Annotated in this window: 9 protein-coding genes; 2 read left to right on the forward strand and 7 right to left on the reverse strand. The window is 30.2% G+C overall.

All coding sequences use genetic code 11. The annotated features are described in order from the left end of the window. Positions 1–27: 27 nt before the first annotated feature. From infC to PB7211_RS00710, 3 genes are read right to left on the reverse strand one after another with little or no spacing between them, the layout of a single operon-like run. Positions 28–573: a translation initiation factor IF-3 gene (gene infC, locus PB7211_RS00700; protein ID WP_034398687.1), complete on the reverse strand. Its 546-nt coding sequence runs from the start codon at positions 571–573 to the stop codon at positions 28–30. Next, a complete protein-coding gene (thrS, locus tag PB7211_RS00705; RefSeq protein WP_008545166.1) occupies positions 574–2,490 on the reverse strand; it encodes a threonine--tRNA ligase in 1,917 nt (638 codons plus the stop codon). A gap of 4 nt (positions 2,491–2,494) precedes the next feature. Further along, positions 2,495–3,649, reverse strand: a complete 1,155-nt coding sequence (locus PB7211_RS00710) for a glycosyltransferase family 4 protein (RefSeq protein ID WP_008545997.1) — start codon at positions 3,647–3,649, stop codon at positions 2,495–2,497. A 41-nt stretch (positions 3,650–3,690) separates the two neighbouring features. Here PB7211_RS00710 and PB7211_RS00715 point away from each other — a divergent pair, with 41 nt between their 5' ends. Further along, positions 3,691–4,434, forward strand: a complete 744-nt coding sequence (locus PB7211_RS00715; RefSeq protein WP_008545949.1) for an alpha/beta hydrolase — start codon at positions 3,691–3,693, stop codon at positions 4,432–4,434. On the opposite strand, the gene gltB is transcribed toward PB7211_RS00715, so the two are convergent. Then, a complete protein-coding gene (gene gltB / locus PB7211_RS00720) occupies positions 4,431–8,936 on the reverse strand; it encodes a glutamate synthase large subunit (protein WP_008544265.1) in 4,506 nt (1,501 codons plus the stop codon). The genes PB7211_RS00715 and gltB overlap by 4 nt on opposite strands. Then, positions 8,936–10,375 carry an NAD(P)-dependent oxidoreductase gene (locus PB7211_RS00725; protein ID WP_034398689.1) on the reverse strand — a complete coding sequence of 480 codons (1,440 nt, stop codon included), beginning with the start codon at positions 10,373–10,375 and terminating at the stop codon, positions 8,936–8,938. Before PB7211_RS00725 ends, gltB begins: the two co-directional genes overlap by 1 nt. 183 nt (positions 10,376–10,558) lie before the next feature. Between PB7211_RS00725 and PB7211_RS00730 the strand changes: the two genes are divergently transcribed. After that, entirely contained in the window at positions 10,559–11,326 is a 768-nt protein-coding gene (locus PB7211_RS00730) for an undecaprenyl-diphosphate phosphatase (RefSeq protein ID WP_008544237.1), read from the forward strand. On the opposite strand, the gene PB7211_RS00735 is transcribed toward PB7211_RS00730, so the two are convergent. Beyond that, positions 11,310–12,200: a DMT family transporter gene (locus PB7211_RS00735; protein WP_008545207.1), complete on the reverse strand. Its 891-nt coding sequence runs from the start codon at positions 12,198–12,200 to the stop codon at positions 11,310–11,312. The genes PB7211_RS00730 and PB7211_RS00735 overlap by 17 nt on opposite strands. A 26-nt stretch (positions 12,201–12,226) precedes the next feature. Continuing rightward, the gene (locus PB7211_RS00740) at positions 12,227–13,321 is read right to left on the reverse strand and encodes a trimethyllysine dioxygenase (protein ID WP_008545275.1); all 1,095 of its coding nucleotides are present in this window, start codon (positions 13,319–13,321) and stop codon (positions 12,227–12,229) included. Positions 13,322–13,343 lie beyond the last annotated feature (22 nt).

The raw sequence follows: 13,343 nt of genomic DNA on the forward strand, positions 1-13,343 counted from the left end.
CTATAAATTTACAACCTATATTAAGGCCTATAAAGGCTGAATAACCATGATCATTTGCTTGCCATCAAACTTAGGGTGCAATTCGACCTTACCAATATCCTTCATGTCTTCTTTGATCTTGCCCATTAATTCATTTCCTAGGTGTGAATGTTGAAGCTCTCGACCCTTAAATCTGATTGTAAATTTAACTTTATCTCCTTTTGCTATAAATTTTTTTGCATTTTTTACTTTAAATTCATAATCATGTGTTTCTGTTACCGGCCTCATTTTAATTTCTTTTAGTAAGACAATTTTTTGTTTCTTCTTCGCGAGATTTGCTTTTTTTTGGGCATCATACTTATATTTACCCATATCCATAATCTTACAAACTGGAGGATTAGCATTAGCAGCTATTTCGATTAAATCCAATCCTTGATTTTTCGCCATTGAGATAGCGTCATTTGTGTTCATCACACCAAGATTTTCCCCGTCACTTGCTATTACCTGAACATCAGGAGATGAAATTCTGTTATTAGATCTTGGTCCACGATCTTTCGTTCTTCGTTGAAAATAATTTTGTTTTAAATCTGCCACTTAGTTTGAGGATGCTTTATTTAAAGCAGAGAATGTTTTTAAGAATTGTTCTGTATCCATATTTTCTTGTTTATTAGAGTCTAATCTTCTAATCGTTACTGAATTGGAGTCAACTTCTTTTTTACCACAAATTAATAAAACTGGTATTTTTGCTAAAGAATGATCTCTAATCTTGTAATTTAAATTATTGTTTTTTAAATCTACTGCAGAACTAATCCCTACTTTTTTTATTTTTTTAGACACTTCAACTGCGTAGTCGTTGAATTCTTCTGAAATAGGTATTACCATAGTTTGTAAAGGGGATATCCAAAAAGGAAATTTTCCAGCATAGTTTTCAATTAAAATACCAATAAATCTCTCTAGAGATCCAAATAATGCTCTATGCAACATGACGGGAACTTTTTTAGTTCCATCTTTATCTACATAAGAAGCATCTAATCTACCCGGTAGATTTAAATCGACTTGTAAAGTTCCACACTGCCAATCTCTACCAATTGCATCTCTTAAAACAAATTCAATCTTAGGTCCATAGAATGCACCTTCACCTTTATTAATACTATACTCAAGTTTTGAAGCTTTAACTGCTTCGAGCAATGATGCTTCCGCTTTATCCCAAATCTCATCATCACCTACTCTTACTTCAGGTCTATCTGCATATTTTAATATTACATTTTCAAAACCAAGGTCTTTATAAATATCTAAAATCAAATTAGTTACCTCTAAACACTCACTTGTGATTTGATCTTCTGAACAAAATATATGAGCATCATCTTGTGTAAATGCTCTTACTCTCAGCAAACCATGTAAAGCACCAGATGGTTCATATCGATGAACTTTTCCAAATTCAGCTATTCGTATTGGTAAATCTCTATAACTTTTTAATCCTTGGTTAAATACTTGAATATGACCTGGACAATTCATCGGTTTAATCGCGAATACTTTTTCATCTGGTGTTTCCGAAGTGTACATATTTTCTCCATATTTTTCCCAATGACCAGATTTTTCCCAAAGTTGTCTATCTAATATTTCTGGTGTGTTCACCTCTCTATAGCCAGCAGCATCTTGCCTACTTCTCATATAATTTATTAATTTTTGAAATAAAGCCCATCCTTTTTCATGCCAAAATACTGATCCTGGACTTTCTTCTCTAAAATGGAACAAATCCATTTCTTTTCCAAGTTTTCTATGATCTCTTTTTTCAGCTTCTTCAATTCTTTTTAAATATTCATCTAATTCTTTTTGGCTTGCCCAACTAGTTCCGTAAATTCTTTGTAACATCTCATTTTTTGAGTCACCTCTCCAGTAAGCACCAGATACCTTAGTCAGTTTAAAATACTTTCCAATCTTGCCTGTAGAAGAAAGATGTGGACCTCTACAAAGATCATGCCAGTCACCATGAAAGTATATTGATACATCTTCATTTTCAGGAATAGCCTCTATTAATTCTGCTTTATAAACTTCACCTTTTTTCTTAAAATGAGCAATGGCTTTATTTCTTTCCCAAACTTCTCTTTTAGTAATTTCGTCTCTATCAACAATTTCTTTCATCTTATTTTCAATTTTAATTAAATCGTCTTCTGTAAAAGACTCTTTTCTTGCAAAATCATAATAAAAACCATTTTCTATAACAGGCCCAATAGTTACCTGAGTTCCTGGGAATAATTCTTGAACTGCCATTGCTAATATATGAGCTGTATCATGTCTTATAGTTTCTAATCCTTCTGGATTTTTTGATGTGAATATTTTAATAGAACAATCATTTTCAATTATATGATCTAAGTCTTTTAATTCACCATTGACACTAATAACCATTGCTTGTTTGGCAAGTGATTTACTAATTTTTTCAGCTACATCTAAACCCGTAACTTTGTTTGGGAAATTCAAATTATTTCCATCTGGTAATGTAATTATTGGCATTTAATTAATTCATTATTTTTTTATACTCTGAATAAGTAGAAAAGCACATTTTTTCAACATTAAATTTTTTAATAACATTCTTTCTTCCCTCAGTTCCAATCAATTTTAAAGAAGTTTCATCTAAATAGAGTAATTTTAAAATTTTTTGACTTAGTGATTTTGAATTTCCTGAATCAAATAAAAAACCAGTCTTTTCATCAATTATAGTTTCATTTGAACCGCCAATATTGCTTGCTATTATTGGTTTTTCCATAGATTGAGCTTCTACAGCAACTCTACCAAAAGCTTCGGGTTCCGTTGATGCTGAAACAATTATATCTGAAATTTTATAAGCAAGAGCCATATCTTTACAGTGATCAATAAATCTTACCTGATTATTCATTCTAAACTGTTCTGATAGTCTGATAAGTTTTTTTTTATATAAATCTCTACCTTGATCACTTCCAAGAATAACAACATAAAAAGCTTCATATCCAAGTTCTATATTTACTAAATTAATAGCTTCAATAAAAAGCTCTTGTCCTTTCCATGAAGTAAGTCTTCCAGGTAATAAAATTATTTTTTTATCTTTTTCAATTTCCCATTGTTTTAATAACTTTTTTTCATCACTCTCTATCTTTGTGGTTGGATCAAAATAATCAACATTTATGCCCCTAAAAATTACACGAAGTCTTTTATTCACATCAAAATATTTCGAATAATTTTCTTTTATATGTGAAAAAATAAAATTAGATCCAGCAATTATTAAGTCAGATTTAACCATTACTGAATTATAAAATTTTTTTAATTTACTTTCAAAATTATATGTTCCGTGGAAAGTCGTAACAAATTTTCTACCTGTTAGGATAGTAGCTAAATAACAAGACCATGCTGGTGCTCTGCTCCTAGCATGTACAATTGAAATATTATTGTACAAGATTATCCAAATCAAAGCTAAAGAATTAAAAAATATTAATAATGGATTTTTACTGTTAACTGGCAGTTTAATAACTTTAACTTTTTTTTTATCAACAAATTTTAAAAGCTCACCCCCACTAGTAACAATAAAAGACTCACAATTATTTTCAGGTAAATAATGAGCAATATCATAACATCCAGTTTCAGCTCCACCATATCCTAATTTTGGGATTACTTGTAAAACTTTTAAATTCAATGACATTAAAATTATTATATATTAATACTGAAAACATATAAATAATAATGACTAATTTTAAATATTACAAAATCTCAAAAACAAAAAAAATTAGATATTTATGTAATTATTATGAGAAAAATCTCTATATAGTTTTTCTTCATGGTTTTATGTCTGATCTGGAAGGAGAAAAACCAAAAGTATTTCTCAAATATGCAAAAAAAAATAAACTTGGTTTTCTAGCCATTGAATATTCGGGACATGGAAAATCTTCAGGCGAATTTACTAAAGGAAATATTAGTAAATGGACCTCAGATACAAAAACTGTCATCAAGAAGATTATAAAAAAAAACAATTTTATCTTAATAGGATCTAGTATGGGATCATGGATTTCACTTAATCAATTTAAATATTTTCAAAAACAAATTAAAGGTTTTTTGGGTATTGGTTCGGCTCCTGAATTTTTAGATCGAATAATGTGGAAAAAATTTACAAAAAAAATGAAAATGGAAACCAAAAATAAAGGGGTTTATAATTTAAAACATGGTGGCTATGAATATCCAATAACTTATCAATTAATTAAGGATGGTAGAAAAAATAAAATTTTAAATAAAAAGATTAAACTTGAAATTCCTGTAACGATGATACATGGCAGTAATGATACCACAGTGCCTACTTCCTTATCCAGGAAAGTACTAAAGTTATTTGATAATGCTAAAAAAAAATTACTAATAATTAAGAATGGAGATCACAGTCTATTCAGTAAAAAACTTCAAAAGAAAATAGTAAGAGAGCTTGATTTTTTCTTCTAACTTACTTCTTTAATATTTGACTTTAGGCTAATCGGATTACTTAATTTATCTAACATTTCTTTAGGGCAGACTTGAACAAAGTTATTTAATTCTTCATCGAAATTTTCAATAATTTGTTTTGATAAATCAGATCCTGTTTCGTTTACATGCTCTATTACTAAACTTTTTAAAAAATTTTTCCAATAATCAGTCTCTAAGTTTTGCCAAACAACTGACTCTGGATTAACCTTTTTTTCAAATTCTTTATTTCTATCATAAACAAATGCCATTCCACCTGTCATACCAGCTGCAAAATTATCTCCAACTTCTCCTAAAATTACAACTGTTCCTCCAGTCATATATTCACAACCATTAGAATCACATCCCTCTACCACGGCAGTAGCTCCTGAATTTCTCACAGCAAATCTATCACCTGCTTGGCCTGCTGCAAAAAGTTTACCTGATGTTGCTCCATAAAGAACCGTATTCCCTATTATTGTATTTTCATTTGATACTAAATTACTTTCGTCTGAAAGTTTTATTGATATGGTTGAACCCGACAGACCTTTACCAACATAATCGTTTGCATCACCCTTAAGTGTAAGTTTTAGACCTTTTGAAGTAAAAGCACCAAAAGATTGACCTGCTGAACCTTTAAATTTTAACTCTAAAAAATTTTCTTCTAATTTTTCATATCCATACTTCACATACAAATGATGTGAAATTCTCGTACCAACAGCTCTATTAGTATTTTTAATTAGAAATTCTTTTTCTATTTTTTCTGAATTATCTAAAGATCTTTCAATCTCTGGCCAAATTTCTTGGTCAAGTGTATCTGGAACTTTATTAATCGAAGAGTTCTCACAATATCTTTTATTATTACCCGGATCTGCTTGAACAAAAAGTGGGTTTAAATCTAAATCATCTAAATTTGGAGATGCTTTATTAACTTGCATTAATAAATCTGTCCTTCCAATAATTTCATTTAGAGATTTAAAGCCAAGTTCAGCTAAAATTTCTCTTACTTCCGATGCAATAAAAGTAAACAAATTAACAATTTTATCTGGTGTGCCTGTAAACTTTTCTCTTAACTTGTCATCTTGTGTACAAACTCCTACTGGACAAGTATTTGAATGACATTGTCTTACCATTATGCATCCCATAGCAACTAAAGCAGTTGTTGCTACCCCATATTCTTCTGCACCCATCATTGCAGCAATAACAACATCTCTTCCTGTTTTAATTCCTCCGTCTGTTCTTAAAGTAACTTTGTGTCTAAGATTATTTAAAGTTAGTACTTGATTAGCCTCAGTAAGACCCATTTCCCATGGAATGCCAACATATTTTACACTAGTTTGTGGAGTTGCTCCAGTTCCACCATTGTGACCTGAAATTAATATTATATCTGCCTCAGCTTTTGCTACTCCTGCCGCAATAGTTCCAACACCTGAAGACGCAACTAACTTAACACCTATTCGAGCCTTAGGGTTTATTTGCTTTAGGTCATAAATTAATTGGGCTAAATCTTCTATTGAATAAATATCGTGATGAGGCGGTGGAGAAATAAGAGTAACTCCTGGTGTAGAGTGTCTTAATTTTGCAATTTCTTCAGTTACTTTAAACCCAGGTAATTGACCTCCTTCACCAGGCTTAGCACCTTGTGCAATTTTAATTTCAATTTCATTACAATTATTTAAATAATTTATAGTTACACCAAATCTTGCAGATGCAATTTGTTTAACTCTTGAGTTAGCGCTATCTCCACCATCTAAAACTTTAAACCTTTTTTCATCTTCCCCACCTTCACCACTGCATGAAGCTCCTTTAATTCTGTTCATTCCAATTGCTAATGTTTCGTGAGCTTCTTTTGACAGCGCACCATGAGACATACTTCCACTACCAAATCTTTTTAGAATTTTCTCAATTGGCTCTACTTCAGAAAGGTCAATCGAAGGTCCTAATTTTTTCTTTCTAAAATTAATTAAATCTCTCAAATTAATAGGTGGTAAATTATAAATACCCTCAGCATATCTTTTATAAGCTTCATAAGAATTTGATCCAACAGCACTTTGCAATAAATGTATTAATTTCCCTTGGTATTGATGAGTTTCTCCATTTTTCCTATATCTATAAATTCCTCCAATAGGCAGCACAGTTTCTGTACTATCAAATGCTTCTTTATGTATTTCACGAATTTTTTTTTCAATTCCTGTTAAACCTATACCTGAAATTTTAGAGGTAATTCCTGGAAAATAATCATCAACTACTGTTCTACTTAAACCTACAGTCTCAAAGTTACACCCTCCTCTATATGAGCTTAATACTGATATACCCATTTTTGACATTATTTTTAGAAGGCCAGCATTAACTGAATTAATATACCTTTTAACACAGTCATCAAAACTGAACTGACCAAATAATTTCTTGGTATGTCTTTGATACAAGCTATCAAAAGCTAAATATGGATTAACTGTAGTTGCGCCAACACCTAATAACGTTGCAAATGAGTGTGTATCCATTGCCTCACCAGATTGAACATTTATTGAAACATAGCCTCTAAGTTTTTTGGTGATTAAATAAGTATTAATTGCTCCAACACTTAAAAGCATTGGGATAGGTAAATTCTCATTAGATAAATTTTTATCACTAAGTATTAATTGCGTTACACCTTGTCTAACAGCTATTTCTGACTCTTTTTGAATTCTCTCTAGAGCAACTGATAAATTCTCATCTTTAGAAAAAGTACAATCTAAAATTTTTGAATTTTTTCCAAAAAAATTTATAAATTTATTAAATTGTGAATTAGATAAGATAGGACTATTTAAAACATATATATTCTCTTTTGTAAGAGTATCAAAATCTAAGATATTTCCTAAATTTCCAAATCTTGTTTTCAAACTCATTACTTTATTCTCTCTTAGAGAGTCGATTGGTGGATTAGTTACTTGGCTAAAATTTTGTCTAAAGAAATGATATAAGGGTCTATATTTATCAGATAAAACAGCAAGAGGTGTGTCATCACCCATTGAACCTATGGCTTCTTTTGCATCTTCAGCCATAGGATGCAATATCAATTCAAGATCCTCTAAACTAATTCCAAATGTATATTGTCTTCTTCTGAGATCTTCGCCCTCAAAGTTATTCTTCTCATTAGAAATTGTTAATTTTTCATCTAAATCTACGATTTGAGAATTAAACTGTTTAAACTCTTTAGCTAAATAATCTTTAATATCATCATTGAAAAAAACTTTTCCTTTTTCAATCCTAACCCCTATAATTTCGCCAGGTCCCAATCTTCCTTTAGTTAATATTTTTTTTTCATTAAGTTCAATCATTCCTGTCTCAGATCCAGCAAAAAGTAATTTGTCTTTTGTTATTGCATATCTAAGAGGTCTTAATCCATTTCTATCGTTAGCAGCTATAATCCATTCATTGTCTGTGGCGGCGATAGCGGCAGGACCATCCCATGGTTCCATTGTACTATTTAAAAAATTAAATAATTGTTGATGACTTTTGGGTAGTGTTTTATTTTTTTTTGACCAAGCATCTGGCACTAACATTAGCTTAGCTAATGGAGCTGTTTGTCCAGATTTATTTAATAGTTCAAAGACATTATCAAGTGCAGCTGAGTCTGAAACACCTTTTTGTATAACTGGTTTTAAATTCTCTACGTTGTCAAAAAGGGGACTACTCATTTCTTGTTCATGAACCTTCATCCAATTTTTATTACCTTTGTAAGTATTTATTTCACCATTATGCGCTATGGCTCTAAACGGTTGTGCTAAACTCCAACTTGGTGCTGTGTTAGTAGAAAACCTTTGATGAAATATTGCATATCTTGAAACAAATCTTTCATCTTTTAAGTCTAGATAAAAATCTGAGATTGCTTCAGCCAAATATAGCCCTTTGTAAATTATTGATTTAGAACTAATTGAACAAACATAAAAATTATTTAAAGATAATTGGAAAGCTTTATTTTCAATTCGTTTTCTAGTTTCATAAATTTTTCTTTCTAATTTTTTATCAACTAAATTAGTATCATTTGATTTAAAAAGAACTTGGATAATTTCCGGCATAGTTTGCAAAGCTTTATCACCCAAAACTTTTGGGTTAACTGGTACTTGCCTCCAACCATAAATACTAAAATTGTTTTTAGTTAACTCACTTTCAACAATTGTTTTACAGCTTTCATGGGCTGCGTAATCGTTTCTTGGTAGAAAAATCATTCCAACACAAATTTCTGCATTATCATAATCGTGTCCAGTAACCTCAATTTTCTCTATGAAAAAATCCTTTGGAATTTCTACATGAATTCCAGCTCCATCACCTGTTTTTCCATCTGCATCTACTGCTCCTCTATGCCAGACAGCCTTAAGAGCCTCTATGCCATATTCAACTATTTGCCTTGATTTTTTTCCTTCAGTTGAAGCTATTACACCCACACCACAAGCATCATGCTCCATTTCTGTTGAATAAACATGATTCTTTTCGAGTAATTTTAAGTTTTTTTTATAATTTTCCATTAAGCAACTTTTGAATTTTTAATTTCATTATTTTCAAGATGAGTTTTTATTGCTGATGCTGCATCTCTTCCGTCTTTAATTGCCCAAACAACTAGTGATGCACCTCTCACAATATCACCTGCAGCAAATACACCTTTTAAATTTGTCTCCATTGTATCAAAATCTGCCTTTATAGTTCCCCACTTGGTAACTTGCAATTCGTTGGCATCAAATAATTTTGGTAGATCCTCTGGATCAAAACCTAAAGCTTTAATTACCATATCGGCTTTAATTTCATAATCTGAACCATCTTGTACTTCTGGTCGTCTTCTACCACTTTCATCAGGTTCACATAATTTAATTTGATCAACTAATAACTTTTCGACTTTGTTTGTTCCTCTAAATTCTTTTGGGCTAGATAACCAAACAAATTCAACTCCTTCTTCTTCTGCATTAGCAACTTCTCTCGCAGATCCAGGCATATTTTCTTTATCTCTTCTATATAAACATTTTACTGATTTTGCTTTTTGTCTTATTGAAGTTCTTACGCAGTCCATAGCTGTATCGCCACCTCCAATAACAACTACATCTTTACCTTCAGCATTTAAAATGCCTTTATCAAACATTTCTACTTCATCACCCAAACCTTTTCTATTTGATGCAGTTAAAAAATCCATTGCTGGAAAAATATTATTTAAGTCATTTCCTGGTAATTCAACTTCTCTTGCTTTGTAAACACCTGTGGCTATTAATATAGCATCATGTTTTTTTCTTAGTTGTTCTAAAGTAGCATCTTTTCCAACTTCAAAATTTTGAACAAATTCTATTCCACCATCTTTTAAAAGCTTAGTTCTTCTTTCAACAACTTCTTTTTCTAATTTAAAATTAGGAATTCCATAAATTAATAATCCACCAGCTCTATCGTATCTGTCATAAATCGTAATTTTATAACCATTTTTTCTTAACTGTTCTGCTGCTGCTAATCCTGCTGGCCCAGCACCTATTATTCCAACACTCTGATTTTTTTCATTCAAAACATTTATTGGTTTTACCCATCCTTTTTCCCAAGCATTATCGGTGATGTACTTCTCCATTGAACCGATGGTTACAGTTCCATGGCCTGATTGTTCTATTACACAATTGCCTTCACATAATCTGTCTTGTGGGCAAATTCTTCCACAAACTTCAGGCATATTATTTGTGCTTTGAGATAGCTCATATGCCTCTTTAAGTCTTCCCTCGGCCGTCAATTTTAGCCAATCAGGAATATTATTGCTCAAAGGACAATGAACTTGGCAAAAGGGAACTCCACATTGGGAGCATCTACTTGATTGCTCTTTTGCTTTATCGGTAATAAATTCATCATATATTTCATTAAAATCGTTTTTACGCTTATCTACTCCTCTTTTAGGTGGAGTTTGTTGACCTATTTTTACGAATTGAAGCATTTTGTCAGACATAATTTTTAAAAATTTTATGCAAATTATATATTGTTTTTAATTAATAAAGTAAAAAATAGGTCATATACTATGACCTTAATATACAATAATAGTGTTTAAAAAGTGTGATTTTTAACAAATGCATACCTAATATGCAGAAATCGAATTGTTTTAAATAAATATTTTTTAAGTTACGAAGTCTAAATGTTTCAAAATATTATAGAAATTTTAATTCTATCAGCAATCCAAGGCATATCCGAATTTCTACCAATAAGCTCATCGGCACATTTAATATTAGTTTCTAGCTTATATGAGTTTAAATCAAGCTCTTTATTAATAGATATTAGTCTTCATTTAGGTTCTTTATTTGCAATAATTTATTTTTTTCGAAAAGAATTACTAGATATTAAAAATAATCAGAAAATCTTGGTTTTAATTACTTTGGGATCAGTTCCTCTTATAATTGTTGGATATTTTTTATACACAACAGGTATTATTTATAGTTTAAGGAATATTGAAGTGATTGCTTGGACAACTTTAATATTTGGAATTATTTTATACATTGCTGACAAAAGTCGTTTTGATAAAAAAATTTCAGCTAATTTAAATTTTCAATCAATTTTAATTATTGGATTATTTCAAATATTTTCATTAATTCCTGGTGTTAGTAGAGCGGGGATTACAATGACAGCAGCAAGGATTTTGAAATTTAATAGAGTAGACTCAAGTAAAATTTCATTCTTACTTTCAATTCCTGCGCTAAGTGGTGCAAGCTTTCTTGGATTGAAAGATTTATTTGATCAATCAGTAGAGTTTAATTATCTAGTTATAATCGCAATTGTATCATCGTTCATTTTTTCTTTTGTTACGGTTAAATTTTTTTTAGAATATATTAATAAATTCTCAATGAACGCTTTTGTAATTTACAGAATTATAATAGCTTTATTTCTATTCTTTATAATTTATTTTTAATCTCTGGAGCTAATTGAGAAAATATAACAGCTACTAATATTAATATACATCCAATAATATTATCAATATCTAATATTTGATTTAGAATTATCCATGCTGCAATTACTGCAAAAACTCCTTCAAGAGAATATATAATTGCAGCAGGGGCTTCATCTATATTTTTTTGTGCAAACATTTGAAGGGTAAATGCAATACCACCGGATAAAACTCCAGCATAAATTATGGATGAACTTTCTAGAAGAATATTTGATAAAACAACATCTTCAAAAGTGTAAGCTGTAATTAATGATAGTGTAGCAACAAATACTGCCTGTAAAGCAGCATAAAACATTGGGATATCAAATATTTTCATAAATTTACCTGCAAAAATTATGTGAAATGCCCAAAATAAAGAACATAAAATTACAAGCGCATCCCCTTTCATAATTTCTGAGTCAGAAAAATTACTTAAAAGATAAACTCCATATACACAAAGGGCAATTGAAGGCCAAATACTCCAATGAACTTTTTGAGAATATAAAAAAAATAATAGTATTGGTACTAAAGGTACATAAAACACAGTAAAAAAAGCAGCATTTGCAACATTTGTATATTGAAGGGAAGCTTGTTGTAACGAAGTACCTAAAAATAAAGAAAAACCCATGAACACAAGATATTTAATGAATCTTTTTCTATCTAAATTTATTTGGCTAATAATTTTTTTTTTTTCAAATATCAATGCAAAAGGTAATATGGCTACAAAACCAACAAGAAATCTAGCTGCATTAAAAGTTAAAGGACCAATATTGTCCATACCCGTATCTTGAGCGATAAAAGCAGTTCCCCAAATAAATGTTGTAACTAAAGCGCAAATTAATGATAAAGATTTTGTCATACTTGATTAATTGATTAGAAAATAATTTAAAATATGTTGTTGATTTTACAGATACTTTCAAAATCTTCCATATTTATGTAGCAGCCAGCCATTTTTCTTTTCCCCTGAAATGAACCTCGCCCATGTAAAACTCTCCAGTTATTAAAAATTAAAAGCTCACCAGGTTTTAGAATATGTCTCCATTGATATTCAATATTGTTTGCCAAATTGTCAAATTGAGTAATTGCTTCATAAAATTTTAACATAAGATCATTTTCCATTCTAAATTCAGCACGATCATAGTTATTAAAGCTTACTTGAGTTAATTCTTTTTTAGAATTGTGTCGGAAAATTGGTCTTCTTGCTTCAAGTATAACACCATCACCAACATATTTTCCTGGGACCTCAACGTTTGAAAGTATTTCGAATACCTCTTTTTGTTCTTTTAAAGTTTCAGCAATTTTGAAACCGTCTACCATAATTGACTCTCCACCTGTCGCATCAAGTTCACAGCATAATAATAATTGAAGCCCTGGTGCATCTTTACTATAGGTAGAGTCTGTATGAGGTCTTAGTTCTTCTTGAGTATAAGCACTATCAGCCATCCCTGCATTAGACTCGAATTCCCACAATCCTCCAAAAATAGATTGTCTTACATAACCTATCTTATTTGCAATTGTATCTACAGTTTCCATATTAGTTTTACAATTTTTTATTACACAGAAACCATATTCATGTAAATTTTTAAGAAAAAATTTAAATCCATCATCAGAGACTACATCATCAAAATTTAGATAAACTTGATCATTAATATCTTTACTTCTCCATAAGGAATATTTCTGATGTGTAGTGTCTTTTTTAATTAAATTTTTTTGTAAAAATTCCGTTGAATACTTGATCATTTTTTCTGAATCTGACCATAAAATATTAACATAATTGCCATTTTCACTTACTGATGCCTCTTTAATGAATAAGTTTGTATCTAACTTAGCAGTAAAAGTTTTTCTTTGGTGGCTTCTTTGATCCCAATTTTCATCATCTTTTGCATGATCTCTAAGCCAAATATTGGGAAAATTATCATCTATATTATTTTTAAATTTTACATGAAGACTATTTGGTAAAATTTTAATATTTTGTATCATTTATTAAATCTAAGATATTTTT

Source organism: Candidatus Pelagibacter sp. HTCC7211, assembly GCF_000155895.1.
Lineage (GTDB): Bacteria > Pseudomonadota > Alphaproteobacteria > Pelagibacterales > Pelagibacteraceae > Pelagibacter.

Excerpts from the sequence above, each read along its gene's own strand:
- PB7211_RS00735 (WP_008545207.1), bottom strand. The coding sequence starts at position 12,200 with ATGACAAAATCTTTATCATTAATTTGCGCTTTAGTTACAACATTTATT.
- gltB (WP_008544265.1), bottom strand. The coding sequence starts at position 8,936 with ATGGAAAATTATAAAAAAAACTTAAAATTACTCGAAAAGAATCATGTT.
- PB7211_RS00730 (WP_008544237.1), top strand. The coding sequence starts at position 10,559 with ATGTTTCAAAATATTATAGAAATTTTAATTCTATCAGCAATCCAAGGC.
- PB7211_RS00725 (WP_034398689.1), bottom strand. The coding sequence starts at position 10,375 with ATGTCTGACAAAATGCTTCAATTCGTAAAAATAGGTCAACAAACTCCA.
- PB7211_RS00710 (WP_008545997.1), bottom strand. The coding sequence starts at position 3,649 with ATGTCATTGAATTTAAAAGTTTTACAAGTAATCCCAAAATTAGGATAT.
- PB7211_RS00740 (WP_008545275.1), bottom strand. The coding sequence starts at position 13,321 with ATGATACAAAATATTAAAATTTTACCAAATAGTCTTCATGTAAAATTT.
- PB7211_RS00715 (WP_008545949.1), top strand. The coding sequence starts at position 3,691 with ATGACTAATTTTAAATATTACAAAATCTCAAAAACAAAAAAAATTAGA.
- thrS (WP_008545166.1), bottom strand. The coding sequence starts at position 2,490 with ATGCCAATAATTACATTACCAGATGGAAATAATTTGAATTTCCCAAAC.